Here is a 26832-nt window from a genome sequence, read left to right as displayed (position 1 = left end):
CATCTGTCTCAGTCATCGGCAAGAATGCCCCATTCCTCGTAAAGCGCGGCCACCGGCGCCAGCACCGGGTGGCCCAGCGTGCGGCGCAGATAGGCTCGTATGCGCGGAAGATGACGCAGATATTGCGGCTTGCCGTCGCGCTCGTGCAGCCGCACGAAAATGCCGAGGATCTTGGTGGCGCGCTGGGCGGCCATGGCCGCATAGGCCGCGTCGAAGCCCGGCGTGTCGAAGGGGCCGGCGGTGGAGCGCGCGGCGCGGTAGGCGGCAAGGAGCCGCGCCTCGAGCTCGGCGGGCATGTCCACGCGCACGTCCTGCGCCAGCGAGGCGAGATCGTAGGCTGTCGGCCCGATCATCGCGTCCTGGAAGTCGAGGAGCCCGATGCGCCGGCACCCCTCCCGCTCGCCCTGCCACAGGATGTTGGGCGAGTGGAAGTCCCGCAGCAGAAGGTTCGTCTCCGTGCCCGCCAGCGCGTCGAACACACTGTTCCAGACGTTGGCGAAGGCGGCGCGCTCCTCCTCGGAGGCGCGGCGGCCCTTGATGCGCGGGAAGGCCCAGTCGACCAGAAGCCCGACCTCCACCATCATCGCCGCCCGGTCGAAATCCGGTATCTCGTAGGCGAGGCCATCGCTCGTCTCGACGTGCCGGCCGAAGGGCCGGGCGTGGAGTTCGGCCAGGCACAGGGCGGCGGCCTCGTAGCGCTCGGCGATCGGCCGGCCCGCGGCGTCGAGGATGCCTTCGTCCCCCAGATACTCCATCAGCACGAGCCCGGCGGAGAGGTCGGCCGCTACGATATGCGGGGTGGAGAAGCCGCGCGCCTCGAGCGTTTCGGCCAGCGCGACGAAGGGCAGCACCTCCTGCGCGAGATGCGCGGTCTGCGCATAGAGCCGCGCGGCGTCGGAAACCGGCCCATTGGCGGGCGCGTCCATCAGGACGAGCGAAGCGTCGGCGTTCTCTATATGCTCATAGCGACGCGCGGAGGCATCCGCCGGGAAGGGGCGGCGGTGCGCCGTGCCGTGGCCCGCCGCGCGCAGGAAGGCACGCACGGCCAGCGAGCGCTCGACCCGCGCCGCCGCCTCCGGTGTCAGCAGGACCGTGGCCTCGCGCCGCTCGGGGCTGTCGCCCGACAGGGTCAGGTGGATATTGGCCTCTTCCATCACCAGCGTCGAGCGCTCCGGCCATTCGACGAGGACGAGGCCGGTCTCGGCCGCCTCCTCGAAACCGAGTTCGACCAGATCGTCCTCTCCACCGATTCGGTAGAGGTCGAAATGGGTGGCCTTGGGGCGCGTCTCGTAGGTCTGGACGAGGGTGTAGGTGGGAGAGGGCACCTCCAGCGCGTCGTCGCCGGCCAGATGGCGCAGGAGGGCGCGCGCGAAGGTGGTCTTGCCGGCGCCCAGCTCGCCCGAGAGGGCCAGCATGTCGCCCGTGCGCATGACGACGGCGAAATCCTGCGCGAGACGGTGGCTGGCTTCCTCGCCTTCCAGCATCATGGTGAAGCCGTCCGCCAAGGGGGCGGGCAATTCGTCCTGGCTCATTCGGCCGCCCTGTCGGCAAGGGAGCGGCGCACGGGGAAGCGGCAGGTGACGACGGTGCCGCCCTTGGGCCCGGCGGCGATGGAGACCTTGCCGCCATGCAGCTCGACGAAGCTCTTGACGATGGACAGGCCGAGGCCCGCGCCCGACTGCCGCCCGCCGGAGGGGTTCGCCTCGAAGCGCTCGAACACCTTGGAGATATCGTCCTTGGCGATGCCCGGTCCCTCGTCGGACACCTTGAAGACCACGTCCTCGCCCAGCCTCGCGGCGCGCAGCGAGACGGTGGAGCCGGCCGGGGCGAAATTGGCCGCGTTGGAAAGAAGGTTGAACAGGATCTGGGTGATGCGGTGCTCGTCGGCCGAGAAGCTCTTGCCGGCGTTCGAGACGTCCACTTCAAGCTCGATCTCGTTCTCGCGCAGGCGCTCGCGCACCGCGTCCGCCGCGTAGCCCACGGTCTTGGCGATATCCACCTCTGTGATGTCGAGATCCATGATCCCCGCATCCACGGTGGCCAGGTCCAGAATGTCGTTGACGATGGTCAGCAGCGTGGAGGTGGAGGTGGAGATGTAGTCGAGATACTCGCTCTGGCGCTCGTTGAGCGGGCCGGTCTCCTGCGCGCGCAGAAGGGCGGAGAAGCCGATGATGTTGGTGAGCGGGGAGCGCAGCTCGTAGTTGACGTGCTGGACGAAGTCCGACTTCATCCGGTCCGCTTCCACCAGCGCCTCGTTGCGCTCGCGCAGCATCCGCTCGGCGGCGCGCGCGTCGGAGATGTCGGTGAAGGTCAGCATGGTCTGGCCGTTCGGCAGGGGCACGATGCCGTAGCTCTGCACCCGGCCGTCCGAAAGCTCGAACTCGCCCCATTGCGATTCGCGCGCGCCCTCGTCGAAGGCGGTGACGGCACGGGCGAAGCCCTGCCAGCTGGCGTTGGAATCGTCCTCGCGCGCCAGGATCGAGACCGAGACGGTCTGGCCGAAGGTGCGGATATGCGGCTTGGCCTCCACGAACTCCTTGGAGAGCCCCCACATCTCGGCGAAGATCGGGTTGGACAGGCGCAGGCGCCCGTCCTGCCCGAAGACGGCGACGGCCTCGTTCAGGCAGTCCAGCGTCTCGCCCTGGAGGCGCACCAGGGCGTTGAGCCGGCTTTCCAGCTCGAACTTCTCGGTCAGGTCCTCGAACACCCAGGTCGCGCCGCCCTGCGGCTCGGGGCTGGCGAAGACGCGCAGCGTGCGCCCGTCCGCCAGATGCCAGATCGTGTCCGTGGGCTGCGGCGCGCGGTAGGCGGCCATGATCTCGGCCTTGAGGTCGCGCAAGGGGCGGTCCTCGGGCAGGATGCCGCGCGAGCGCAGGCGGTCGAGGATGGAAATCTGGTCCGGCTGCCCCTCCAGATAGGCGGGGGCGAGGTCGAAGAGCCGTTCGAAGGCCGCGTTGTGGTAGATGAGCTGCGTCTTCTCATCGAAGCGCGCCACGGCCGTGGTCAGGTGGTCGAGCGTCTCGGAATGGCTGCGCATGGTCTCGCGCAGCTCGAGGCGCACGGCTTCGGCAGCCGAAACGTCCACCGCAAGGCCGGCCGAGCCGAGGGGGCCGGCGGCATCCACGACGTGGAAATTGCGCCGGTCGGCCTCCACGACGGCCGTCAGGCGCCCGTCATAGACGCCGGAGGCGGCGACGCAGGCGGAGATCTCGGCGCGGTCCTGCGCGTTGAGAAACTCCAGCTCGCGCTCGATCGCCTCGTCCGGCCCGTCGGCGTCCACGGCCCGCGCGAAGGCGGAATTGATCCAGACGAGCGCGCCGTCGCGCCCGCGAAGCCACAGGGGCAGGGGCGCGGCGTCGAACAGGTTCTGCAGCGTCTCGATGGTCTGCATGGCCCGCTCATGCTCGATCTTGACGAGCGCCAGCTCCTCGCGAAGCCCGCCGAGCGGCGAGAAGCGAACGAGGGCAAGGGCGCCGAGCGTCTTGCCGACGATCTCCAGCGGCGCGCCGTCGGCCATCTCGATTTCCATGCGGAAGGGCTCCGCGCGCTCGCGCAGCCGCGCGATGCCCTCGTCGAGCGTCCGCGCGTCCTGGGCCGGCATCCACTGGGCAAATTGCAGGAAACCCTCCGGCGGGCGGGGGGCGGGGCAGCCGTCCGGCAACTGGCCGACCAGCTCCGGCGCCTCGCGCCCGCGCCATGCCACGATGCGCTGGCCCTCGGCGGCGATCATGGCCGCGCGGGTCTCGGCCTCGTTGCGCGCATCGGTGAGTTCCGTGCGCAGCCGCTCGTTCTCGGCCTCCGTGGCCGCGCGGGCGCGCACCAGCCAGAACGATGCGATCATGGCCGCGCCGAGGAGGAGCGCCAGGAGCGCGAGGCCGAAGACGGTTTCGGGCGCCATGGCGCGGTCCAGGAACTGCGCCTGCGCCGGCCCGGCCATCAAAGCCAGCGAAACGGCGGCGAAAAGGCCACGCGTCCATCCATGCCGGTGCTTCACCATTCCCCCGTCCCCGTCGCCGCATTCCAAGGAGGGCGCGGCAAGCCCCGCCCCTGCGCGCCCAGCCCCGCTTCCGGGCGCGATTCGGGTTCAAACTAGACGGGCGGCGGCTCACACGCAAAGCGCAGGAAGCCACACCGGGTGGAAAAATGGTTAACGGCCAAACGGCCGCCGGCGCATGTCGCGCCGGCGGCCGCCGGATGGAGCTTCGGGGAAGGCGTTCGGCTTTAGTATCGGTAGTGCTCGCTCTTGAACGGGCCCTGCGGCGAAACGCCGATATAGGCGGCCTGCTCCTCCGACAGCACGGTCAGCTTCGCGCCCAGCTTGTCCAGATGCAGGCGGGCGACCTTCTCGTCGAGATGCTTGGGCAGGACGTAGACTTCCCGGCCGTATTTCTCGCCCTTGGTGAAGAGCTCGATCTGCGCCAGCGTCTGGTTGGTGAAGGAGGCCGACATCACGAAGGAGGGGTGGCCCGTGGCATTGCCGAGATTGAGGAGACGGCCCTCCGAGAGCAGGATCATGCGCTTCCCGTCCGGGAAGGTGATCATGTCCACCTGCGGCTTGACGTTGGTCCAGGTGAGGTTGCGCAGGGAGGCCACCTGAATCTCGTTGTCGAAATGGCCGATATTGCCCAGGATCGCCATGTCCTTCATGGAGCGCATGACGTCCAGCGTCACCACGTCCTTGTTGCCGGTGGTGGTCACGACGATGTCGGCGGTGGGGGCCGCTTCCTCCAGCGTCACGACCTCGAACCCGTCCATCGCCGCCTGCAACGCGCAGATCGGATCGACCTCCGTCACCTTGACGCGCGCCCCGGCCCCGGCGAGCGAGGCGGCCGAGCCCTTGCCCACGTCGCCATAGCCGCACACGACGGCGACCTTGCCGGCCATCATCACGTCCGTGCCGCGGCGGATGCCATCCACCAGCGATTCCTTGCAGCCATATTTGTTGTCGAATTTCGACTTGGTGACGCTGTCGTTGACGTTGATCGCGGGGAAGGGGAGAAGCCCCTTCTTCTGGAGCTGGTAGAGGCGGTTGACGCCCGTCGTCGTCTCCTCCGTCACGCCCTTGATGGCATCGCGCTGGCGCGTGAAGAAGCCCGGCGTCTCGGCCATGCGCCGGGCGATCTGGGCGAAGAGGATTTCCTCCTCCTCGTTGCCGGGGCTGGAGAGCACGTCCTCGCCCGCCTCGGCGCGCGCGCCGATGAGGATGTACATCGTGGCGTCGCCGCCATCATCCAGGATCATGTTGGTGGGCTGGCCGTCCGTCCACTGGAAGATCTTGTCGGTGTAGGTCCAGTACTCCTCCAGCGTCTCGCCCTTGACGGCGAAGACGGGAACCCCGCTCGCCGCGATGGCGGCGGCGGCCTGGTCCTGCGTGGAGAAGATGTTGCAGGAGGCCCAGCGGACCTCCGCGCCCAGAGCCGTCAGCGTCTCGATCAGCACGGCGGTCTGGATCGTCATGTGGAGCGAGCCGGAGATGCGCGCTCCCTTCAGGGGCTGGTCGGCCCCGAACTCCTCGCGGCAGGCCATCAGACCGGGCATTTCGGTCTCGGCGATGGTGATCTCCTTGCGGCCCCAGTCGGCCAGAGAGATGTCCTTGACGATGTAGTCGGCGCTCATGCGAGGCTCCGCTTCTTGGCGAGAGGAGGGCGCGCGCAGGCGGCGGCCCGGTGTCGCGCGCATCTGTAACAACGCGCTCGCCAGGCCACAAGGCATATAACGATGTCCTTATGTGTTCTTAGCTGTCCTCGCCGAAGCGCTCTTCCACCAGTGCGGCGATGGCCGCCAGCGCCTCGCTCGCCTCGCGCCCGCAGGCGCTCACTTCGATGGCCGTGCCCTGGCTCGCGGCCAGCATCATCAGCCCCATGATGGACTGCCCCCCGACGGACAGGCCGTCGCGAGTGATGGTCAGCTCCGCGTCGAAACCCTCGGCCACCTGCACGAAGCGGGCCGAGGCCCGCGCGTGCAGGCCGCGCTTGTTGACGATGGTCAGGATGCGGTGAAGCTCGCCTTCTTTCGCCGCCTCGCTCATTTGCCGGCCAGGACCCGGCTGGCGACGGTGATGTATTTGCGGCCCGCTTCCTGCGCCTCGGCGAGCGCCTCGTCCATCGGCCGGATCTCGCGCGCCCGCGCCAGCTTGATGAGCATGGGAAGATTGACACCCGCCAGCACGTCCACCGAGCCCTGCTCCATCACCGAGATCGCGAGATTGGACGGCGTGCCGCCGAACATGTCGGTGAGGATGATCACCCCGGCTCCACGCTGGGCGCGCGCCACCGCCTCCACGATATCCTCGCGCCGTCGCTCCATGTCGTCCTCGGGCCCGATCGAGACCGTCTCGAAGGCGTCCTGAGGGCCGACGACATGCTCCACAGCGGCCTTGAACTCGCGCGCCAGCAGGCCGTGCGTCACGAGCACCAGTCCGATCATCGGCATTCACTCCCCGTTCGAGGCGGGCTGCCCGGCCGTCCTCATCCGGGAAGCTCTAGCGGCAGACCGTTTCGGAACTATTCCAGATCAGGCGGCGCTTGGCCAGATATCGCAGTGCAGCGCGCAGGAAGATGGATGTCTGTCGCTTCTCGATCACAGTTTCGAGAGCGCGCCGGGGCCCGCTTCGAGAAGGGTCAGGACGACATCCGCGCCGAAGGCCGCCTCGCGCGGCGGCAGGAAGACGCGCGGAAGCGAGATGCCGCAGATCTCTTCCCCCGGCTCCTCCGGCAGGCGCGGCGCCTCGGTCTCCAGCCGGACGAGAAGGTCCACCGGGCCGGGGCCGGCGACGGGGAGGCGCAGCAGGCCCGCGCCCGAAATCTCGATCAGCCCCGCGATCGCCTCGGGCGCGCGGGCGTGGAGGCGTCCCTTGCAGGGGCGCAGGAGGAGCTGGTCGTCGCCGACCAGCGCACCGGCAAGCCCTTCGCGCCGTGCGCCCCGCAACAGGGCGATCGCCAAAGCGGACTTGCCCGAGCGCGCCGGGCCGGCGATCAGCACCCCCGAGGATCCGATGCGGACCATGGTGGCGTGGAGGTTGATCTCGCCCGGCGTCATTCCTCGGCCGGCAGGACGACGGTGAAGCGCGCGCCGGCGATACCGTTCGGCGCGTTCGGGTCGCGCACGTTCTCGGCCGTCAGCGAGCCGCCGTGCGCCTCGACGATCTGGCGGGAGATGGACAGGCCGAGGCCCGAATTCTGCCCGAAGGCCTCGCCGGCCGGGCGGTCGGTGTAGAAGCGCTCGAAGATGCGCTCGATCTTCTCGGCCTGGATGCCTGGCCCGTTGTCCTCCACGGTCAGCACCACGCGCTTGGGCAGGCGCTTCAACCGCACGCGGATACGCCCGTCCTCGGCCGAGACGAAGGAGCGTGCGTTCTCGAGGAGGTTGGTGACGACCTGGCTGATGCGCAGGTCGTGGCCGGACACGACGTAGCTCGCCGGCAGGCCCTGCGCGGGCGGGTCGAGCGTGAACTCGATCGAAACCTTGCGGCCCTCGCGCTCATGGGCGCGGGCGCCGTCGATCACGGAGGGGATGAGCCGCGCCATGTCGACGCGCTGGGACACCTCGCGGGCCAGCTCCGCGTCGAGGCGCGAGGCGTCCGAAATGTCGGTGATCAGCCGGTCGAGCCGCCGCACATCGTGCTGGATGATGGCCAGCAGGCGCTCGCGCGATTCCTCGTTGCGCGCCAGCGGAAGCGTCTCCACGGCGCTGCGCAGCGAGGTGAGCGGGTTCTTCAGCTCGTGCGAGACGTCGGCGGCGAAGCTCTCGATGGCGTCCATGCGCGCATAAAGCGCGTTGGTCATGCCGCGAATCGCGGAGGCGAGGTTGCCCACCTCGTCCGTTCGGTCGCCGAAATCGGGAATCTCCTCTCGGGCGTTGACCGAGCGGCGCACGCGGATCGCCGCCGCGGACAAGCGCCGCAGCGGTGTGGCGATGGTGGAGGCGAGAAGCGTGGACAAAACGATGACGACGAGGGCGGCCACGGCGAAGACGCGCACGATGGCCATCCGCTCGGCCTGCACGATCTTGTCGATATCGCCCCCTTGCGTGGACAGCATGAGGACGCCGAGAACGGCGCGGAAGCGCTGGATCGGCACGGCGACGGAGACGATCAGCTCGCCGTTCTCGGTGGCGCGCACCACGGTGGAGGGGCCGCCCGTCAGCGCGCTCATCACCTCCGGATAGGTCGTGCCCGAGCCGCCGGGCGTTTCGCGATAGACCGGCAGCGCGCCGGCGCGGAAGAGGCGCGCCACGCGGTCGCCGAGCTTGTCGAGGAAGCTCGAATCCTCGTCCTCCACCGGCGGCAGCGAATAGCGCAGGATCTGCCCGCGCGAATAGAGGTGGCGCGAATCGAGGATGAGGTTGGCATCCCGGTCGTAGATGCGCGCGCGCGTGCGGGTGGGCGAGATCAACCGCCGCAGCAGCGGGGCCACCTGCTCGGGATTGATGGGGAAGTCCAGGCTTTCGGAAAATTCCGAGCCCGGTTGCAGCGTCGAGCCGGCCTGAAGCTCCAGTAGGCGCTCGGGATCGAGCGTGATGGAATTGGTCTCCACCGTCGCCGAGGACGCGATGGCCCCGGCGATGATCTCGCCCTGGGTCAGCAGGCTCTCCACCCGCGCGTCGATGAGGCCGGCGCGGAACTGATTGAGGTAGAGGATGCCCGAGACGAGCACGATGAGCGCGACGAGGTTGAGGAAGACGATGCGCCGCGTGAGCGAGGAGAAAACCGAATGGCCGAGCAGCCAGCGGATGCGGTAGGCAAGCCGGCGCACGAAGGGCAGGCGGCGCAGCCGCCGGCGCACGCGCGTGTCGCGCAGCGTGCTGCGTCCGGGCCGTGCCGCTTCGCTGTCGTAGCTGGAGACCAAAGGGCGTCTTTCGAGAAGTTGGTGTCCTCGCGGAAGGTCAGACCTCGCGGAAACGGTATCCCACGCCGTAGAGCGTTTCGATCATGTCGAAGTCGTCGTCGATGGCCTTGAACTTCTTGCGCAGGCGCTTGATGTGGCTGTCGATGGTGCGGTCGTCTACATAGACCTGCTCGTCATAGGCCGCGTCCATCAGCGCGTCGCGGCTCTTGACCACGCCCGGCCGCTGGGCGAGCGAATGGAGGATCAGGAATTCGGTGACGGTCAGCGTCACCGGCAGGCCCATCCAGGTGCAGGTGTGCCGCTCCTGGTCCATCACCAGTTGCCCGCGCTCCAGCGACGATTCGGGGTTCGGGCCGGTCTTGCCCGCCGGGCCGCTCTCGCGCGCCGCGCCGCGCCGCAGGATGGCGCGCACGCGCTCCACCAGGAGGCGCTGGGAGAAGGGTTTGCGGATATAGTCGTCCGCGCCCATCTTCAGGCCGAACAATTCGTCGATTTCCTCGTCCTTGGAGGTGAGGAAGATCACCGGCAGGTCGGACTTCTGGCGAAGGCGCCGCAGAAGCTCCATCCCGTCCATGCGCGGCATCTTGATATCGAAGATCGCCAGATGCGGGGGGCGGGCGGACAAGCCTTCGAGGGCGGACGCCCCGTCCGTGTAGGTCTCGACCCGATAGCCCTCGTTCTCCAGCGCGATCGACACGGATGTCAGGATGTTGCGGTCGTCGTCGACCAGCGCGATCGTCGGCATGGGTCTCGTCTCCTTGTCAGCCCCGGCGACAGCGCCGCCGTGGAGCTTTTCATGTCTGGCGCTTCAACTGCCTTGGGCAGCATGGCGCTCCTTGCCGCTAAATGTGGCAATTCTCCCACAAAAGCAAAATTTTAACCAGCGACACGAAGGCGCGGGGGGAAGTTCGGGCCCGCCGCGCCCGCCCGGCTACGGCCGAAGCGTCTCGTGCCGCCCGACATCCGGGCGGTCCTTGTCGCCGGCATAGGCCTTGGCCAGTTCCCAGGCCCGCGCGACGGCGTTCTTCTTCACATCCCACAATTCGGCCGTGCGCGGATCGACGGCGAGCACGGCGACGTTCGGGCCGTCCTTGCCCTGCGGCATCCAGGCCTCGACCTCCGCGTCCCACGCCTCGTCGATCAGCGCGCGGTCGGTGGAGACGCGCGCCGTGCCGGAGACAGCGAGATACTGGCCATGCCGGGTGAAGGTGCACGCGACCTGGTTGTCGCGCTCGATCTCATCCACCTTGTGGGTGTCCTTTTCGGTCACGAAGAGGATCTCGCCGCCCGCGCCCGCCTTCGGCGCCATCGGCCGGCCGCGCAGGCGCTGTCCGTCGCGCGTCACCACCATGCAGGTGTCGAACTCCTTGAGAAGCTCCCAGAATTTCTGCGTATCGTCTGCCATTGTCCCTTGCCTTTCGGGTGGTCGTGTCGATGGACAAACGCATGAACGGGGCAAAGGTGCCTGCCATGGCAGGGCGGCTCGCCGAGTCGAGCTGCAAGGATAAGCGGGGCGTGAGGCGACGGTTGTATGAACAAACCGATTTAAACAGTGGAACGCGAGATTTAAACGATTGAATACTCGCTCGTCCAAGTAGTGGAGGTGATTTTCCTTGCGGAGCGGGTGCGATCGACGTATTTCCGTTTGGCAGGAGCGCTGGCCACGGTCTTTGCCGTGGGCGATGCGATCACAAGGAGCATGTTGGAATGGAAGAAGTCGGCGTTCGCAATCCGGGGCGGGGAATCGAGACCACGGGTCTGTCGGGCTTGTCCTCGGTGCGCTGGAACCTGACCGAGGCCGAGCTGGTGGAAACCGCCATCCGCCGCGGCGAGGGCAAGCTGACCGCCCACGGCGCCTTCGTGGCGACCACGGGCCAGCACACGGGCCGCTCGCCCAAGGACAAGTTCGTCCTGGCCGACGAGAACACCGATCCGCGCATCTGGTGGGACAACAACAAGCGGCTGGAGAAGGACGCCTATGAGCGCCTCTCGGCCGACTTCCGCGAGCATGCCAAAGGGCGCGATCTGTTCGTCCAGGACCTGATCGGCGGCGCCGATCCGCACAATGGCATCAAGGTGCGGGTCGTCACCGAATATGCCTGGCACTCGCTGTTCATCCGCAACCTGCTCATCCGCCCCGCGCGCGAGGAGCTGGAGAGCTTCGAGCCGGAGCTGACGATCATCGACCTGCCGTCCTTCAAGGCGGACCCGGCGCGCCATGGCTGCCGCTCCGAGACGGTGATCGCCTGCGACTTCACCGGCAACACCATCCTCATCGGCGGCACCTCCTATGCCGGGGAGATGAAGAAGAGCGTCTTCACCGTCCTCAACTACCGCCTGCCCGAATCGGGCGTGATGCCGATGCACTGCTCGGCCAATGTCGGCCCGCAGGGCGATGTGGCGGTTTTCTTCGGCCTCTCGGGCACCGGCAAGACGACGCTCTCGGCCGATCCGCAGCGCACGCTCATCGGCGATGACGAGCACGGCTGGGGCGAGGACGGCGTCTTCAACTTCGAGGGCGGCTGCTACGCCAAGACGATCCGGCTCTCGGCCGAGGCGGAGCCCGAGATCTTCGCCACGACCCGCCGCTTCGGCACGGTGCTGGAGAATGTCGTTCTCGACGCTTCGCGCGTGCCGGACTTCGACGACGGTTCGCTGACGGAGAACACCCGTGCCGCCTATCCGCTGCACTTCATTCCCAATGCCAGTGAAACCGGCCGGGCCGGCCATCCGAAGAACATCGTGATGCTGACGGCCGACGCCTTCGGCGTTCTGCCGCCGATCGCCAAGCTGACGCCGGCCGAGGCCATGTACCACTTCCTCTCGGGCTACACCGCCAAGGTGGCGGGTACCGAAAAGGGCGTGACCGAGCCCGAGGCGACCTTCTCCACCTGCTTCGGCGCCCCCTTCATGCCGCGCCATCCCAGCGAATACGGCAATCTCCTGAAGGACCTCATCGCCGATCACGGGGTGGATTGCTGGCTGGTCTCCACCGGCTGGACGGGCGGCGCCTACGGCACCGGCAACCGGATGCCCATCAAGGTCACGCGCGGGCTGCTGGCCAAGGTGCTCGACGGCTCCTTGAAGGATGTCGAGTTCCGCACCGATCCCAATTTCGGCTTCCAGGTGCCCGTGGCCGTGGAAGGGATCGATTCCGCGATTCTCGATCCGCGTTCCACCTGGGCTGACGGCGCGGCCTACGACGCGCAGGCGCGTCGTCTGGTCGAGATGTTCCAGGCGAATTTCGAGAAGTTCGAGGCGCATGTGGACGGAGACGTCCTGAAGGCCGCGCCGCAGCTCGCCATCGCCGCCGAATAGGCCGCACGGCACCACTGCCGCAAAGCCCGCGTTCCTCGCCGGAACGCGGGCTTTGCCATGTCCGGCAAGCCGGTTATCCTGGGGGCTCCCGTTCCCTCTCCATGAAGTCAGGCGCGATGGCGACCGATTCCCGCTTCGACGGCCTCGTCGTTTCCTCCCGCGTCACGCTTCCAGAGACGGAGCTGGAGGAGAATTTCATCCGCGCCGGCGGGCCCGGCGGGCAGAACGTCAACAAGGTGTCGTCCGCCGTTCAACTGCGCTTCTTTGCCGCCGCCTCGTCTGTCCTGTCCGGGGAGGCCAAGGCCCGTCTCCTGAAGCTGGCCGGATCGCGCGCCACCAAGGAAGGGGAGATCCTCATCGAGGCTTCCCGCTTCCGGGCGCAGGAGCGCAACCGCGAGGATGCGCGCGAAAGGCTGGCCGGCCTCGTGCGCGAGGCGTTGAAGCCGCCGCCCCCGCCGCGCAAGAAGACGCGCCCCTCGCGCGGCGCGGTCGAGCGCCGACTGAAGGAGAAGAAGGGGCGGGCCGGCATCAAGCGCATGAGGGGGCGGGTGGACGACTGACCGCGCCTGTCACGAAGGCGTGAGCGGTGCATCCGGTGGCGGTCCTCGCCCGTAACTCGGGCAACCTCCCGATGACGGGAGGGCCGACCCGATGAGGAAACAAGATCATGAAGAATGCTTTCATCCGCAGCCTCGCGCTGGCCACCGTCCTGTCCGCCGGCGTTACCGGCGCCGCGCTGGCGCAGGGCAGCACCTCGCCCTCCGCGCCCGATTCGGAGCAGGACGCCACCACGGTGCAGCCGGGAGACACGATGGGCACAGGCTCCATGGCTTCGGGCGGTTCGATGGGCGCCGGCAGCGGCGACATGGTGGAGGTCGGCGGCGCGCCGATGTACGCCAACATGACAATCGCCGAGAATGCGCCGAACGCTTCCAATCTCTCCACCCTCGTGGCGGCCCTCCAGGCGGCCGGTCTCGTGGAGACGCTGGATGGCGCCGGCCCGTTCACCGTCTTCGCGCCGGACAACGCGGCATTCGAGGCGCTGCCGGCCGGCACGGTCGACACGCTGCTGGAGCCGGAGAACCGCGAGCAGCTCAGCGCCGTCCTGACCTATCATGTGGTGCCGGCGGCGGCGACCGCCGAGGCGGCCATGCAGATGATCCAGGATGACGGCGGCACGCACGAGGTGACGACCGTGGAGGGTGGCACGCTGACGCTCGCTATGGATGGCGACAACCTGACCGTCACCGACGAGCAGGGCAATGTCGCCACCGTGACGCAGGCCGATGTCATGCAGTCGAACGGCGTCGTCCACGTCATCGATACGGTGCTGATGCCTGCCAGCTAAGGCTGCGGGCGACAAGAGGCGCGGGCAGGGCTTTCCAACGGCCTGCCCGCTGCCCATTCTTCCCCGCAGCCCGTCGCGGGAAGATGCGTTCCAGGAGCAGGGATCCGGTGCCCGTCCCGGCACCGGCACGAGCGATCGAAGGAAAAGAGCGATGCGCAGGCGTGACTTTCTCTTCTCGGGCGGCGCCCTTGCCGGGCTCGCCGCCTTCGGGCTGCCGCTCGGTCTTCCGGCACCGGCCCGCGGCCAGAGCGGCGTGGCGGTGCGTTTCCCCTTCCAGATGAGCGAGGCGGCCTGGCGCTCCCGGCTCTCGCCGGAGGCCTTCGCGGTGCTGCGCCAGCAAGCCACTGAGCGTCCTTATACGAGCCCTCTGAACGAGGAGAAGCGCGACGGCGTCTTCCACTGCGCGGGATGCTCCAACGCCCTTTATTCGTCCGAAGCCAAATACGATTCGCGCACCGGATGGCCGAGCTTCTGGGCGCCCATCGACGAGGATGCGGTGGGCACGAAGGTGGATCGCGTGCTCCTCTATTCCCGCACGGAGGTGCATTGCGCCCGCTGCGGCGGGCATCTGGGCCATATTTTCGACGATGGCCCGGAGCCCACGGGCAAGCGCCACTGCATCAACGGCGTTGCCCTGGCCTTCCGGCCGGAGAGCGTATCGGGCTGATCTGCGGGAGCGCGGCGCGGCCATTGAAGGGCGGCGGGTGCGGCTCCATATCACGGGGGTCGGGGCGCGGTGCCGCTCACGGGCCACGAACCGACAAGTCGCTTGAGCCGAGGACTTGACCTTCGATGAACCGGATGACGCCCTTCTCCAGTCCCCTCCTGCTCGGGTTCGACAGTGTCGAACGCACGCTGGAAAGGATCGGGAAAGGCGCGGACGGATATCCTCCCTACAATATCGAACGCCTGCGCGAGCAGGTGGGCGATGGGCCTGAGGCGGAAAGCCAGACGATCATCCGCATCACCCTTGCGGTTGCCGGATTTACGCGGGACGACCTCGAGATCACGACCGAGGAGAACCAGCTCACCATCCGGGGATCGCAGAGCGAGGCGAAGGACCGGGACTTCCTGCACCGGGGCATTGCGTCCCGCCAGTTCCAGAAGAGCTTCCTCTTCGCGGACGGCATGCGCATCCTCGGCGCGGAGCTGAAGAACGGCCTTCTGATGATCGACCTTGCAAGGCCGAGGCCCGAGCGCGTGGTGAAGAAGATCGAGATCGCCGTCGCCGATTGACGAGGCGTCCCTCCTGTTGCTCGCAAAGGAGCCGATAATGAACGAGACCCGCACCGACCGCCTTTCGCAGACCGACTTCGCAGCGCTGGGCGAGGGGCATCTGGCCTATCTGCGCCGCATGTCCTCCGACGATATCCGCGCCCGCTTTCCCGGCGCGCAGGCCATCCGCCCCGGCCTGAAGCTGTGGGCGCTGTTCGGCGCCGACGGCACTCCGCTCGCCGTCTCGGACGACAGGGGATCGATCCTGGCGAGCGCGAGCGAGAACGAGCTCATGACCGTCAGCTTGCACTGAGATTAGACGATCGAAACCTGGAAGGCCGGACGCGCAAGAGGCGCGCCGGCCTTTTTCGGTTCAGGCTGCGGCCGGGGGGCGAGACAGGAGGGTGAAGATCGCATCCGCGTCCCGCGCCGCGCGAAGGCCGGCGACCGTCGCGGGGTTGCGAAGCACCCGCGCCACCTTGGACAGGGCCTTGAGGTGATCGGCGCCGGCTCCGGCCGGCGCGAGCAGCAGGAAGACGAGGTCCACCGGCTCCTCGTCCAACGCGTCGAAATCCACTGGCCGCCCCACGCGGCCGAAGACGCCGACGATGCGCTCCAGCGCGGGCAGCTTGCCGTGAGGGATGGCGATGCCGTGCCCGACGCCGGTGGAGCCGAGGCGCTCGCGCTCCATCACCGTGTCGAAGATTTCGCGCTCGGGCAGCCCGGTCAGCCGGCCCGCCCGCTCGCACAGCTCCTGCACCACCTGCTTCTTGGAATTGCCCTTGAGGAACGGGAGGATCGCGTCCTGCCGGATCAGGTCGTCGAGATCCATTTCAGAAAGGCCCGCCTTCCAGTGCTGCACGAAAATCCCGCTCGAACGGATCGCGCCCGGCCAAAGGAGCCGGGCGCATTTCCATCAGTGCGGGTGCCCGACGGGTCGAGCGGGTAAACGCTTAGGCTTCGTCGCGCAAGGTCGAGGGGTCGATCCACCCGAAATTGCCGTCCTGCCGCCGGTAGACGATGTTGATCGCCCCCGAGCCGGCGTTCTTGAAGACAACGATGGGGCTGTCGCGCCGGTCGAGCTCCATCACGGCCCCTGCGACGGAGAGCGTGCCGACGAGGATGGAGGTTTCCGCCACGATGGCAGGCGCGTAATCCTCCGGCACCTCATCGGCCTCGTCCGGAATGGCTTCCATGACGGTATAGGCGACCTCGCGGGTCGCCGCGCCGTTGGCCTTGTGGTCCTTCAGGCGGCGCTTGTAGCGGCGCAGCCGCTTGTCGATCTTCTCGGACGCCGCGGCGAAGGACGATTCGGGATCGTGCGATTCGCCGGTCGCCTGGAAGATGACGCCGCTGTCCAGATGGAGGGTGCAGTCCGTGTTGTAGCGAGACGATTCTTTCGACAGCACGACCGAGCCTGAGAAGTTGCCGTCGAAATATTTGCCGACCTGCTCGTTCAGCTTGTCCTCGATGCGCGTGCGGAACGCTTCACCAACATCCATGTGCCGGCCCGATACACGAAGTGACATCCGTCCAGTTCCTTCCCTTCAAACCGGGCAGGTGCGAAACCTGCGCCGGCGGTTGCCTTCCGGGGGGATGCGCGCCTTGCCCGCATCCCCTCCGGCCGGTGCGAAAGCCCTCCGGGAGCGCTTCCGTTCCGACGCCCGTATTTCACGGGCATGAGAGGAATCTAGGGCCGCGCGCGGGCGATTCGAAGGTTCAGGATGCGATCTTTCGCGCATTCATCTCACGCCGGCGCTGGACGGAGGAGGCGATGCCCAGCGCCTCACGGTACTTGGCCACGGTGCGGCGGGCCAGCTCGACGCCCTCATCCTTCAACCGCGCTGCGATCTCGTCGTCCGAGAGGACGCTGCCGGCGCTCTCGGCCTCCACGAGCAGGCGGATGCGGTGCTTCACGCTCGCGGCCGAATGGGCCTCGCCGCCGGTGGAGGAGGCGATCGCGACGGTAAAGAAGAACTTCATCTCGAAGACGCCGCGCGGCGTTTCCACCGTCTTGTCGGCCGTGACGCGGCTGACGGTCGATTCGTGCAGGCCCACCGCCTGTGCCACGGCCGCGAGCGTCATCGGCTTCAGGCCGCCCACGCCCTCGTCCAGGAACGCCTCCTGCCGGCGCACGATCTCGGCCGCGACCTTCAGGATCGTCTGTGCCCGCTGGTCCAGCGAGCGCAGGAGCCATGTGGCCGATGTCTGGCAGGCGCCGAGGAACTCCTTCTCGGCTGGCGAACGGCACTCGGCCGTGACCGTGCGCACATAGTCCGCGTCGAGCAGCACCCTGGGCAGGACCGCACCGTTCAGCTCCACCCGCCAGCCACCCGTTGCCGCGCGCGTGACCAGCACGTCCGGCTCTATCGCCGGATGCAGGTCCGCCTCGAAGGAGAGGCCGGGCTTGGGGTCGAGCGCGCGGATTTCCGCCAGCATGTCGAGAAGGCCAGCCTCGTCCTCGCCGGTCAGGCGGCGCAGCGCCGCGAAGTCGCGGCGGGCCAGCAGGTCGAGATGGTCGAGCACCGTTCGGATCACCGGGTCGAGCCGATCCTTGCGCGCCAGTTGCAGGGCCAGGCACTCCGCCAGGTCGCCGGCGAAGAGGCCGGCGGGCTCGGCGCCGGCGCGAAGCCGCGTCAGGACCTTGTGGACGGCATCCGTCGGCACGCCCAGCGCCTGGGCCGCAGCCGGCACGTCGACGCGCAGATAGCCGGCCTCGTCGAAATCGGCGAGCAGCGCCTCGGCGATCTTGCGCTCCAGCGGCGTGGAGAGGAGCTCGGCGATCTCGCCCAGCGCATGGGAGAGGAGCGAGGGGCGCCCGCTCGCGCGCTCCTGCATGTCGAACCCTGCGCCGCCCGGGTCTCCCACGCCCCGCTCGCGCGGGGACTCGCGCCGCTGCGCCGTGAAGGGGGAGGCGGGTGCCGCGAGGGCGCCCGAAGCCGGCGCGACGGGCGGCCCGTCGCGCTCTTCCACGACGAGCAGCGGGTTGCGCTCGGCCTCGCGCTCCACGAAGGCCTGGAGGTCGAGATGGCCGTATTGCAGGAGGCGGATCGACTGCAGGAGCTGCGGCGTCATCGAGAGCGACTGACTTTGCCGAACCTCCAGCTTCATCGAAAGGCTCATCGACCGCCTCGTCCCACTGCCCAAGCTTCTCGAATGAACGGCGGCGCAGCAGCGCTGTCAACCGGTCCGGCTAGTAGGTGAACTGTTCGCCGAGATAGATGCGCCGAACGTCGGGGTTGGAGACGATCTCCTGCGGGCCGCCATGGGTCAGCAGCGTGCCCGCGTGCATGATGTAGGCGCGGTCGATCAGGCCCAGCGTCTCGCGCACATTGTGGTCGGTGATCAGCACCCCGATGCCGCGCCGCTTGAGATGGCGCACGAGCTCCTGGATGTCCGAGACCGCGATGGGGTCGATGCCCGCGAAAGGCTCGTCGAGAAGCATGAAGGCGGGGCGGGAGGCCAGGGCCCTCGCGATCTCGCAGCGCCGCCGCTCGCCGCCCGAAAGGGCGGTGGCGGGCTGCTTGCGCAGATGTGTGATGCGGAACTCGTCGAGAAGCGAATCGAGCTGCGCCTCGCGCGCCCGCCCGTCCTTCTCCACCACCTCCAGCACGGCCCGGATGTTCTGCTCCACCGTCAGGCCGCGAAAGATCGAGGCCTCCTGCGGCAGGTAGCCGATGCCCAGCCGCGCCCTGCGGTACATGGGCAGCCGGGTGATGTCGCGGCCGTCCAGCTCGATGCGCCCTTCATCCACGGGGACGAGGCCGGTGATCATGTAGAAGCAGGTCGTCTTGCCCGCGCCGTTGGGGCCGAGCAGGCCCACGGCCTCGCCCCGGCGCACCGCCACGTCCACGCCGCCCACCACGCGGCGGCCGCGATAGGTCTTCGTCAGCCCCCGGGCCACGAGCATGCCGGCGGCAGGCTGCCCGGCCACGCCCGCCGCGCGGGGCTCGGCTTGATTGTCCATCGGTTCCGTTCCGTCGCTCTATTGGCCCTCGGAGCCGGGCGTCAGCAGCATGCGCACGCGCCCGCCGCCTCCGCCGCCGGCCGCGCCCGCGCAGTCGGTGCTCTGGAGCCGGGCGACGCCGGTGTCCATCTGGATGGTCAGGCGGCAGCCGGTGGCCACGTTCGGCCCCTGGCTCAGCACCACGTTGCCGGTGAGCACCGCCACCTGGCTCGCCATCTCGAAATTGGCCTGGTCGGCCGTGGCCACCTGGTCGGCGGACTGGATCTCGACATTGCCGCTGGCCTCCAGCCGCTCGATGTCGCTGCCGCCGCCCGGCATGTTGGAGGTGCTGGCCGGCTGCGCGCCGCCCTCGCCGCCGCGCACATAGTGAACCACGAGGCGCGCCGCGCTCATGCGCGTTTCGCCCTGCTGGACGGAGACGTCGCCGCTGAAGGTGGCGACGGCCTCGCGGTCGTCCACGTCGAGCTGGTCCGATTCGATGGCGATGGGCTGGTCGCCCTGCACCTGTAGCCCGCCGAAGCTCTGGCCCAGCCCCTGGGCGGCGGCCGGCGCGGCCAGGCCCGCGAGGGCGGCCACCGTGATGGCGGAAAGGATGGAACGGGAGGCGGGCAGGAAGACGCTCATGGAGATCAATCGCTCGTGGAGTTTGCCCGCCCCTCGCCCTCGCCGCCGTTCGGCAGGAGGGTGAGCTTGACGCGGTCGCCGAAGATAAGTCTGGAGCCGCCATCTTCGATGACGACCGAGCCCGATTGCAAGCTCTGATTGGGCATGGTGATCGAGACGGGCCCCGAACCCTCCAGGCGCCCGCCCGCAAGGTCGATAGCGGCCTGCGGCAGGCGGATGGAGATGCCGCTCGTCGTATCGACCGCGATCTCCTGCGACAAGAGCAGCCGCTCGGCCTCCGGGTCGAAAAAGCCCACCGCCGCCTTGAGCGTGGCGTCCGTGCGTTCGTCGAGCGTCAGACGGGCGTCGATGCCTTCCAGGTCGACGCCCGTGCCGGTGAGCGACTGGATGGCGCGGCGGGCGATCACCGAATAGGGGCGGTCGTTGGCGTCGCTGCCGGACATGCGCGGGTCCTCCATCACCAGTCGCCCGTCCTCCAGCGCGGTGGCCGCGAAGGTGAAGTCGCCGGGAAGGTTGCGCGCCACGAAGGCGGCGCCGATTCCCGCCAGCACCATGGCGCAGGCGAGGATGGGCAGGCCGAGCTTGAGAAGGCGCACCTTGCGCGAATGCCGGCGTGCCCGCGCGAACTCCCGCTCGCGCGCATCGGCCGGCTGGCCGGCGGGGTGGGGGAGGGTGTCGGTCAATCCGCTTCCTTGAAAGGTTTCCACGGCTCGCGCCGCTTTCGCGCATCTGTGTCGCGTGTGCGCTTGCGTTACAAGGGCACTGCGGTTTTTGCATGATGACAGGTCGTGCGGGACGAGCGACTTGGCAAGGCCGCGCCGGGGGCCTATCGCAGGACGCGAAAGCCTTTTGCCGGTGGAGAGCCACGCCATGAGCCTCGACGTCCAGGACCTGATCGACCGACGCCGGCTGCGCGCCAAGCTCGGCTTCTGGCGGCTGGCGGCGCTGGTGATCCTGGCGCTGGCGGTGCTCGCCGTGCCGGTGGCGCGGCTGGCCGGCGGGGAGGGCGGCCTGCCCGGGCGCGAGAGCATCGCGCGCGTGGAGATTTCCGGCCTCATCACCGAGGACCGCCGGCTTCTGGCCCTTCTCAACGAGCTGAAGGAGGACGACAGCGTGCGCGCCGTCCTTCTCAAGATCAATTCGCCGGGCGGCACGACGGTGGGGGGCGAATCGCTCTACCAGGCCGCGCGCGACCTCGCGGCGAAAAAGCCGGTCGTGGCCGAGGTGGGAACGCTGGCGGCCTCGGCGGGCTACATGGTCGCGGCGGGGAGCGACCGGATCGTCGCCCGCCATTCCTCCATCGTCGGCTCCATCGGCGTGATCTTCCAGTATGTCGACGCCTCCGATCTTCTCGGCCGGGTGGGCGTGGACGTGAACGCCATCAAGTCCACGCCGCTGAAGGCCGAGCCCTCGCCCTTCGCGCCGACGAGCGAGGAGGCGCGACAGATGATCGCGCGGCTGGTCGATTCGACCTATGAATGGTTCGTCGCGCTGGTGGCCGAACGGCGGGGCTTCTCGCCGGCCGAAATGCAGCCTCTCGCGGACGGCTCGATCTTCACGGGCGACCAGGGGCTGGCGCTGGGCCTGGTGGACGAGATCGGCGGCGAGGCCGAGATTCGCCGCTGGCTGGAGGAGGAGCGCGGCGTGCCGCAGGGGCTTCGGATCGTGCGCCGCGAGCCGGAGCGCGAAGGCAGCCGCTGGAACCCGCTGACCAGCGCGCGTGCCTCGTTCTTCGCCTTTCTCGGCCTCGATCCGCAGGCCGAATCGCTTCCCGAGGCGCTGGCGCGCTCGGCCGGCCAGCTTGACGGTCTCCTGTCGCTCTGGCAGCCTCCGCTCGGCCGTTAGGGGAGCCTCCCCGATCCATCCTGCAACATCTTCCGGGGACGACCTGCCGTGATCAAATCCGAACTCGTGCAGATCATCGCGAGCCGCAACCCGCATCTCTACCAGCGGGACGTGGAGACGATCGTGAACGCGATCTTCGACGAGATCACCGAGGCCCTGTGCGAATCGAACCGCGTGGAGCTTCGCGGCTTCGGCGCCTTCTCCGTGAAGAACCGCCCGGCGCGCGCGGGGCGCAACCCGCGCACGGGGGAGGCGGTGGACGTGGAGGAGAAGTGGGTTCCCTTCTTCAAGGCCGGCAAGGAACTGCGCGAGCGGCTGAACAAAGACGCCTGAGCAGCCCCGTCGCGATTGACCTTTGCGGCCCGCGCCGTAAGTTCCGCGGTGACGGCCCCATCGTTGCGGAATTGAGTGGAAAGAGATGATCTCCAGGCTTCTGACGCTGATTGTGCTCGTGCCGCTCGCGGTTCTCCTGGTGGTCTTCTGCGTGCTCAATCGCACGTCCGTCACCGTTTCCATGGACGCGCTGGGCACTATGCCGAACCTTGCGTTCGATGCCCCGCTCTTCGTCGTGATGATGGGCGCGCTGATCTTGGGCGTGCTCCTGGGCGGCGTCGGCACCTGGTTCACGCAGAGCCATTACCGCGCACGCGCCGCTCGCCGCGCGCGGGAGGTGCAGAAACTGCGCCATGAGGTGGACAGTTCCAACGAGCGCCTGCGCCGGCTGCGCGAGGAGCGCGAGCGCGAGCGTGCCGCTTCCACCGGGCTGGCCGGCCCGCAGGGGCAGGGCGCCCTGGCACCCCCGGCCTGACGCGTCTTGCGCGCCTTTGCCATGGGCCGCCGTTCGCGATAAAGCCCGCGGCCATGACGAGACGAAAAGCCCTCAAGCCCCGTATCGAGGAGCGCCCGGCGCGCGAGCCGCGCCTGAGCGCGGCCGCCAGCGGCGAGGAGGCGCGCGCCGCCCGACCGCCCGTGGAACTGCCGGCGGGTGAACGTCCGGCGCAGCATCTGCCCGTGATTCTCACGGTTCGGCCCGATGAGGACTATGCGCTTCTTGACAGCGGCGACGGCGAGAAGCTGGAGCGCTACGGCCCGCTGACGATCCGCCGGCCGGAGAACCAGGCGATCTGGCCCCGCCGGATGGCCGCGCGGGCCTGGGACGGCGCGGACGCCATTTTCACCGGCGACATGGACGAGGAAGGGGCGGGGCGCTGGCGCTTCCCGAACACGCCCCTGGGTGAAACCTGGCCGATGCGCCAGGACGGCCTGTCCTATCACGGCCGCTTCACCTCCTTCCGGCATGTCGGCGTCTTTCCCGAGCAGGCCGCCCATTGGCGCTTCGTCTCCTCGCTGGTGGAGGAGGCGAAGGCGCGGCCCGTGCGCGTGCTGAACCTCTTCGGCTATACGGGCCTCGCCTCGCTCTTGGCGGCGCGGGCGGGGGCCGAGGTGACGCATGTCGACGCCTCCAGGAAGGCCATCGGATGGGCGCGGGAGAATGCCGGGCTGGCGGGTCTTGCCGAGGCGCCGATCCGCTGGATCTGCGAGGATGCGGTGCGCTACGTGGAGCGCGAGGTGCGCCGCGGCAGCACCTATGAGATCATCCTGCTCGACCCGCCGAAATTCGGGCGCGGGCCCAAGGGCGAGGTCTGGCAGGTCTTCGAGGACCTGCCCTACCTCCTGTCGCTGACGCGAAGGCTCCTGTCCGACCGGCCTCTCGCGCTGGTCCTCACGGCCTATTCGATCCGCTCCTCCTTCTATTCGCTCTCGGCGCTGATGGCCGAGCACTGCCGGGGCCTCGGCGGGCGGATCGAATCGGGCGAACTCGTGATCGAGGAGGAGGGGGCCGAGCCGCGTGCCCTCTCCACCTCGCTGTTTTCCAGATGGGTGCACCAGTGAGCGACAGGATGAAGCAGACGGTCGCGCCGGGGCGGGTGAAGGAGGTCACGAGCGTCTCCAACCCGATCGTGAAGGATATTCGCGCCCTGGCGCTGAAGAAGACCCGCGAGGAGACCGGGCTCTTCCTCGCCGAGGGGCTGAAGCTCGTCATCGACGCGCTCGACGCGGGCTGGAAGATCGAGACGCTGGTCGCCTCGCGCCAGAAGCTGGACGGGGAACTCCTGCAGAAGACCGCCGCGCGCACCGTGGCCAACGGCGCCGACCTCGTCGAGGCGAGCGAGAAGGTACTGGCGGCGATCGCCCGGCGCGACAATCCGCAGAGCGCCATCGGCGTCTTCCGCCAGAAGACCGTGCCGCTGGAAAAGCTGGAGCCGGGCCGCGAAGGCGCCATCGTGGTGCTCGACCGGGTGCGCGATCCGGGCAATCTGGGCACCATCCTGCGCACCTGCGACGCGGCCGGCATCAAGGGCCTCGTGCTCGTGGGCGACTGCGTGGACCCGTTCTCGCTGGAGGCCGTTCGCGCCACCATGGGCTCGATCTTCGCCGTGCCGCTGGCGCGGGCCGGCGAGGAGGCGTTCCTTTCCTGGCGCAAGGGCTTTTCCGGCCTGGTGGTGGGCACTCACATGAAGGGCGAGGCGGATTATCGCGCCCCGTCCTACGCCAGGGGGCCGGTGGCCATCGTGATGGGCAACGAGCAGGCGGGCCTCTCCGATGCGCTGGCCGGCGCCTGCGACGCGCTGGTGCGCATCCCGCAAGTCGGGCGAGCCGACAGCCTCAACCTCGCCGTCGCCACGGGACTGATGATCTTCGAGGCGCGGCGCCATGCGCTGAAGCTGGGGGCGGGCTCGTGATCTTCGCGCTGCGCTGGGTCATGGTGATCGTCGCGGCGGTCTGCATCGACCAGCTCGTCAAGCTTCTCGTCGTCAGCACCATGGATCTGCACGAGGCCATCGAGATTCTGCCCTTCCTCGCGCTCTACCATGCGCGCAACGAGGGCATCGCCTTCTCCATGCTGTCGGGCATGGAAGGGGTGGCGCTGGCGGTGCTGGCGGCGGTGGTGCTGTGCTTCGTGCTCTGGCTCTGGCGCTCCACGCCTCGCCACCGCTGGGTTACGCATCTCGGCTTCGCGCTGATCGTGGGCGGGGCCATCGGCAATCTCATCGACCGCGTGGCGCTCGGCTATGTGGTGGACTACGTTCTGTTCCACACGCCGGTCTGGAGCTTTGCGATCTTCAATCTGGCCGATACCTTCATCACCGTGGGCGCCGGACTGGTGATCCTGGACGAGTTCATTCTGGAGCGCCGGCGTGTGCGCGAGGAGACGCCGGCACGATAAGGACAGACGGGAGGACATAATGGCGGAGACGTTCCGGGCGATTCTCGTGACGAAGGGGCAGGATGGCGGGCAACGGGCCGCCGAGACGCACCTGACCGAGGCCGACCTCATGGAGGGCGAGGTCGATGTCGCCATCGAGGCGACCACCGTCAACTACAAGGACGGTCTGGCGATGACGGGCAAGAGCCCCATCGTGCGCCGCTTTCCCCTGATTCCCGGCATCGACTTCGCCGGCACCGTCACGGCCTCCTCCGATCCGCGCTGGAAGGCGGGGGACGCGGTTCTTGCCAATGGCTGGGGCCTGGGCGAAACCCATCACGGCGGCTATGCGGAGCGTGCGCGGGTGAAGGGCGACTGGCTGGTGCGCCGCCCGCCGGCCTTTTCCGCCATGCAGGCGGCGGCCATCGGCACGGCCGGCTACACCGCGATGCTCTGCCTGATGAAGCTGGAAAAGGCCGGTGTGACGCCCGGCGACGGGCCGGTGATCGTCACGGGCGCGGCCGGCGGTGTCGGCTCGGTGGCGCTGGCGATCCTCAAGGCCAATGGCTGGCATGTGGTGGCGTCCACCGGAAGGCCGCAGGAGGCCGGCTACCTGAAGGATCTGGGCGCCGACGAGATCGTGGACCGGGCCGAGTTCTCCGGGGAGGGCAAGCCGCTCGGCAAGGAGCGTTTCGCGGCGGGCATCGATTCGGTGGGCAGCCATACGCTGGCCAACGTTCTCTCGCAGGTGAAGGCGGAGGGCGCTGTCGCCGCCTGCGGGCTGGCGCAGGGCATGGATCTGCCCACCAGCGTCGCCCCCTTCATCCTGCGCGGCATCTCGCTCCTCGGCGTCAACTCGGTCTACCAGCCGCAGGACACGCGGGAGGAGGCCTGGTCGCGCCTTGCCCGCGACCTCGACCCGGCCATGCTCGCCTCCATCACCCGCGAGATCGGCTTCGAGGACATCATCTCGGCGGGCGCGGATATCGTCGAGGGCAAGGTGCGCGGCCGTCTCGTTGCCCGGCTCACGCCGTAGGCGGTCATCGAAACGTCGCCCGCAGGCGGTAGAGTCAGGCAATGCGGGCGCTCGCGCCCTTCTCTGGCCGGGAGACGTGGATTTGACCGCCATGGCGCTTGAGAGCATGTCGCTTCCCACCCCTGCCGGCCTCGCACCCCGCCGGGAAAGGCCGTTCGGCCGGCTCGGCTCGCTGGAGGTCCGGCTGGCCTCCTCGACAGAAGAGGTGCGCGCCGCACAGGCCCTGCGCTATCGTGTCTTCTACGGCGAGATGGGCGCGCGGGCCACGCCCCTGCAACGCTTCACCGGCCGCGACGAGGACCGCTTCGACGCCCATTGCGACCATCTGCTGGTGGTGGACCGGGAGGGCGGCGAGGAGCGGATCGTGGGCAGCTACCGGCTGATGCCGGCCGAACGGGCCGGCGCGGCGGGCGGGTTCTACTCCTCCCCCGAATTCGCCGTGGAGGAACTTGTCGCCCGCCACGCACGGCGGCGCTTTCTGGAACTGGGGCGTTCCTGCGTGCTGAAACCCTGGCGCGGCAAGCGCACGGTGGAGCTCCTGTGGCAGGGCATCTGGTGCTACGTGCTGGAGCGCGGCATCGACGTGCTTTTCGGCTGCGCATCGCTGCCGGGAACGGACGCGCAGGCGACAGCGCCCGCGCTCTCCTTCCTGCAACAGGCCGCGCCGGCACCCGCGCAATGGCAGGTGCGCGCCTCCAGCCGCGACATCGTGGCGGAAGGCGAAAGCCTGGCCGCCGGCCGATCGGCATTGCAGACGCTGCCGCCTCTCCTGAAAGGCTACCTCAAGCTCGGCGCCCTCATCTCCACCGATGCGGTGATCGACCGGCAGTTCGGCACGACGGATGTTTTCGTCGTCCTGCCGGTCGAACGGATCGCGGCGCGATACCTGGCCTATTACGGCCCCGATTCGGCTCGATTCGGACTTTAGTTTCCGATGCGCACGATACTGCGGGTGGACAGTTCCACGATGACCGGGCGGCCCTGATAATAGAAATAGCCGTAGACCGGCTCCTCCACGTCCTCGGCCGTCGCCAGGCTGACGGTGGCGGGGACGGACGCGCCGATGGAGGGAGACGAGGCCATCTGCGCGTCCTCCGTCGGATGGTTGACGGCATAGTCGTAGATCATCACGGGCCGGCGATCCTCCTGTGCGCCGGCCGCGGCCGCGCCAGACAGGAGAAAGGCCGCAAGGCCCATGGCGAACTTGCCTCCGAACGTCATTTCATTCCTCTCCCCGCCGTAGCGAAGTCTGCGATCCGGCCGTTGAACGCTTGTGCGGCCGACTGGGTTCGCATCACTGTCCGGCTGCGTCCCTTATGGCGGGAACGCCGTGAACAGCGCATGAACATAGCCACGACAATATCGGGGTTGAGCGGCCGCCGCACAAGGCGTTCGTAATCACGCGCCCACTCACTTTCGCGCGCG

Annotated in this window: 30 protein-coding genes; 14 read left to right on the top strand and 16 right to left on the bottom strand. The window is 68.5% G+C overall.

Going from position 1 to position 26832, the window contains the following annotated elements; genetic code table 11:
• Positions 1–8: 8 nt before the first annotated feature.
• From tsaE to J7654_RS00315, 9 genes are all read right to left on the bottom strand, one after another.
• Positions 9–1532 (bottom strand): tRNA (adenosine(37)-N6)-threonylcarbamoyltransferase complex ATPase subunit type 1 TsaE, encoded by a 1524-nt coding sequence (gene tsaE, locus J7654_RS00355; protein ID WP_245195572.1) that lies wholly within the window; start codon positions 1530–1532, stop codon positions 9–11.
• Positions 1529–3997 carry an ATP-binding protein gene (locus J7654_RS00350; RefSeq protein WP_209737305.1) on the bottom strand — a complete coding sequence of 823 codons (2469 nt, stop codon included), beginning with the start codon at positions 3995–3997 and terminating at the stop codon, positions 1529–1531. Before J7654_RS00350 ends, tsaE begins: the two co-directional genes overlap by 4 nt.
• Before the next feature lie 224 nt (positions 3998–4221).
• Complete coding sequence (gene ahcY / locus J7654_RS00345; protein ID WP_209737304.1) at positions 4222–5616, bottom strand: adenosylhomocysteinase; 1395 nt, start codon at positions 5614–5616, stop codon at positions 4222–4224.
• Between the two features lie 118 nt (positions 5617–5734).
• Entirely contained in the window at positions 5735–6028 is a 294-nt protein-coding gene (locus J7654_RS00340) for an HPr family phosphocarrier protein (RefSeq protein ID WP_209737303.1), read from the bottom strand.
• Positions 6025–6426, bottom strand: a complete 402-nt coding sequence (locus J7654_RS00335; protein WP_209740062.1) for a PTS sugar transporter subunit IIA — start codon at positions 6424–6426, stop codon at positions 6025–6027. Before J7654_RS00335 ends, J7654_RS00340 begins: the two co-directional genes overlap by 4 nt.
• Before the next feature lie 153 nt (positions 6427–6579).
• Positions 6580–7038 carry an HPr kinase/phosphorylase gene (locus J7654_RS00330; RefSeq protein ID WP_209737302.1) on the bottom strand — a complete coding sequence of 153 codons (459 nt, stop codon included), beginning with the start codon at positions 7036–7038 and terminating at the stop codon, positions 6580–6582.
• Complete coding sequence (locus J7654_RS00325; RefSeq protein WP_209740060.1) at positions 7035–8798, bottom strand: stimulus-sensing domain-containing protein; 1764 nt, start codon at positions 8796–8798, stop codon at positions 7035–7037. Before J7654_RS00325 ends, J7654_RS00330 begins: the two co-directional genes overlap by 4 nt.
• 85 nt (positions 8799–8883) lie before the next feature.
• On the bottom strand, positions 8884–9591 hold the full coding sequence (locus J7654_RS00320; protein ID WP_209737301.1) for a response regulator transcription factor: 708 nt from the start codon (positions 9589–9591) through the stop codon (positions 8884–8886).
• A 186-nt stretch (positions 9592–9777) separates the two neighbouring features.
• Positions 9778–10251 carry a pyridoxamine 5'-phosphate oxidase family protein gene (locus J7654_RS00315; RefSeq protein WP_209737300.1) on the bottom strand — a complete coding sequence of 158 codons (474 nt, stop codon included), beginning with the start codon at positions 10249–10251 and terminating at the stop codon, positions 9778–9780.
• Positions 10252–10553: 302 nt separating this feature from the next.
• Here J7654_RS00315 and J7654_RS00310 point away from each other — a divergent pair, with 302 nt between their 5' ends.
• The 6 genes from J7654_RS00310 to J7654_RS00285 all read left to right on the top strand — a co-directional run bounded on the left by J7654_RS00310 (position 10554) and on the right by J7654_RS00285 (position 15040).
• Positions 10554–12164: a phosphoenolpyruvate carboxykinase gene (locus J7654_RS00310; RefSeq protein ID WP_209737299.1), complete on the top strand. Its 1611-nt coding sequence runs from the start codon at positions 10554–10556 to the stop codon at positions 12162–12164.
• A gap of 116 nt (positions 12165–12280) precedes the next feature.
• Complete coding sequence (arfB, locus tag J7654_RS00305; RefSeq protein WP_209737298.1) at positions 12281–12724, top strand: alternative ribosome rescue aminoacyl-tRNA hydrolase ArfB; 444 nt, start codon at positions 12281–12283, stop codon at positions 12722–12724.
• 251 nt (positions 12725–12975) lie between these two features.
• Positions 12976–13512 (top strand): fasciclin domain-containing protein, encoded by a 537-nt coding sequence (locus J7654_RS00300; RefSeq protein WP_209740058.1) that lies wholly within the window; start codon positions 12976–12978, stop codon positions 13510–13512.
• Between the two features lie 151 nt (positions 13513–13663).
• The gene (gene msrB / locus J7654_RS00295; protein ID WP_209737297.1) at positions 13664–14179 is read left to right on the top strand and encodes a peptide-methionine (R)-S-oxide reductase MsrB; all 516 of its coding nucleotides are present in this window, start codon (positions 13664–13666) and stop codon (positions 14177–14179) included.
• 125 nt (positions 14180–14304) lie between these two features.
• Positions 14305–14748, top strand: coding sequence for an Hsp20 family protein (locus J7654_RS00290; protein WP_209737296.1), 444 nt, complete (start codon positions 14305–14307; stop codon positions 14746–14748).
• Between the two features lie 37 nt (positions 14749–14785).
• Positions 14786–15040, top strand: a complete 255-nt coding sequence (locus J7654_RS00285; protein WP_209737295.1) for a BQ00720 family protein — start codon at positions 14786–14788, stop codon at positions 15038–15040.
• A gap of 60 nt (positions 15041–15100) precedes the next feature.
• Here J7654_RS00285 and ptsN read toward each other — a convergent pair whose 3' ends face one another.
• From ptsN to J7654_RS00255, 6 genes are all read right to left on the bottom strand, one after another.
• A complete protein-coding gene (ptsN, locus tag J7654_RS00280) occupies positions 15101–15559 on the bottom strand; it encodes a PTS IIA-like nitrogen regulatory protein PtsN (RefSeq protein ID WP_209737294.1) in 459 nt (152 codons plus the stop codon).
• 121 nt (positions 15560–15680) lie between these two features.
• A complete protein-coding gene (gene hpf / locus J7654_RS00275) occupies positions 15681–16256 on the bottom strand; it encodes a ribosome hibernation-promoting factor, HPF/YfiA family (RefSeq protein WP_209737293.1) in 576 nt (191 codons plus the stop codon).
• Between the two features lie 190 nt (positions 16257–16446).
• The gene (gene rpoN / locus J7654_RS00270) at positions 16447–17850 is read right to left on the bottom strand and encodes an RNA polymerase factor sigma-54 (RefSeq protein WP_209737292.1); all 1404 of its coding nucleotides are present in this window, start codon (positions 17848–17850) and stop codon (positions 16447–16449) included.
• Positions 17851–17920: 70 nt separating this feature from the next.
• Positions 17921–18694 (bottom strand): LPS export ABC transporter ATP-binding protein, encoded by a 774-nt coding sequence (lptB, locus tag J7654_RS00265; protein ID WP_209737291.1) that lies wholly within the window; start codon positions 18692–18694, stop codon positions 17921–17923.
• Positions 18695–18712: 18 nt separating this feature from the next.
• On the bottom strand, positions 18713–19318 hold the full coding sequence (locus tag J7654_RS00260; protein ID WP_209737290.1) for an LptA/OstA family protein: 606 nt from the start codon (positions 19316–19318) through the stop codon (positions 18713–18715).
• Between the two features lie 5 nt (positions 19319–19323).
• On the bottom strand, positions 19324–20001 hold the full coding sequence (locus tag J7654_RS00255) for a hypothetical protein (RefSeq protein WP_209737289.1): 678 nt from the start codon (positions 19999–20001) through the stop codon (positions 19324–19326).
• A gap of 187 nt (positions 20002–20188) precedes the next feature.
• Between J7654_RS00255 and sppA the strand changes: the two genes are divergently transcribed.
• The 8 genes from sppA to olsB all read left to right on the top strand — a co-directional run bounded on the left by sppA (position 20189) and on the right by olsB (position 26335).
• On the top strand, positions 20189–21163 hold the full coding sequence (gene sppA / locus J7654_RS00250; protein WP_209737288.1) for a signal peptide peptidase SppA: 975 nt from the start codon (positions 20189–20191) through the stop codon (positions 21161–21163).
• A 48-nt stretch (positions 21164–21211) separates the two neighbouring features.
• Positions 21212–21496, top strand: coding sequence for an integration host factor subunit beta (locus J7654_RS00245; RefSeq protein WP_209737287.1), 285 nt, complete (start codon positions 21212–21214; stop codon positions 21494–21496).
• 85 nt (positions 21497–21581) lie between these two features.
• On the top strand, positions 21582–21971 hold the full coding sequence (locus J7654_RS00240; RefSeq protein ID WP_209737286.1) for a lipopolysaccharide assembly protein LapA domain-containing protein: 390 nt from the start codon (positions 21582–21584) through the stop codon (positions 21969–21971).
• 53 nt (positions 21972–22024) lie between these two features.
• On the top strand, positions 22025–23056 hold the full coding sequence (locus J7654_RS00235) for a class I SAM-dependent methyltransferase (protein ID WP_209737285.1): 1032 nt from the start codon (positions 22025–22027) through the stop codon (positions 23054–23056).
• Positions 23041–23907: a TrmH family RNA methyltransferase gene (locus J7654_RS00230; protein WP_209737284.1), complete on the top strand. Its 867-nt coding sequence runs from the start codon at positions 23041–23043 to the stop codon at positions 23905–23907. Before J7654_RS00235 ends, J7654_RS00230 begins: the two co-directional genes overlap by 16 nt.
• On the top strand, positions 23904–24392 hold the full coding sequence (lspA, locus tag J7654_RS00225) for a signal peptidase II (RefSeq protein WP_245195571.1): 489 nt from the start codon (positions 23904–23906) through the stop codon (positions 24390–24392). The genes J7654_RS00230 and lspA overlap by 4 nt, the downstream gene beginning before the upstream one ends.
• 19 nt (positions 24393–24411) lie before the next feature.
• Positions 24412–25407, top strand: a complete 996-nt coding sequence (acuI, locus tag J7654_RS00220; RefSeq protein WP_209737283.1) for an acrylyl-CoA reductase (NADPH) — start codon at positions 24412–24414, stop codon at positions 25405–25407.
• 91 nt (positions 25408–25498) lie between these two features.
• The gene (gene olsB / locus J7654_RS00215) at positions 25499–26335 is read left to right on the top strand and encodes a l-ornithine N(alpha)-acyltransferase (RefSeq protein WP_209737282.1); all 837 of its coding nucleotides are present in this window, start codon (positions 25499–25501) and stop codon (positions 26333–26335) included.
• On the opposite strand, the gene J7654_RS00210 is transcribed toward olsB, so the two are convergent.
• A complete protein-coding gene (locus tag J7654_RS00210) occupies positions 26332–26628 on the bottom strand; it encodes a DUF1236 domain-containing protein (RefSeq protein ID WP_209737281.1) in 297 nt (98 codons plus the stop codon). The genes olsB and J7654_RS00210 overlap by 4 nt on opposite strands.
• Positions 26629–26832: the final 204 nt, after the last annotated feature.

Origin of the sequence: Aureimonas populi (genome assembly GCF_017815515.1) — a bacterium.
Classification (GTDB): Bacteria; Pseudomonadota; Alphaproteobacteria; order Rhizobiales; family Rhizobiaceae; genus Aureimonas; species Aureimonas populi.
This window is presented reverse-complemented; position numbering and strand designations above follow the sequence as displayed.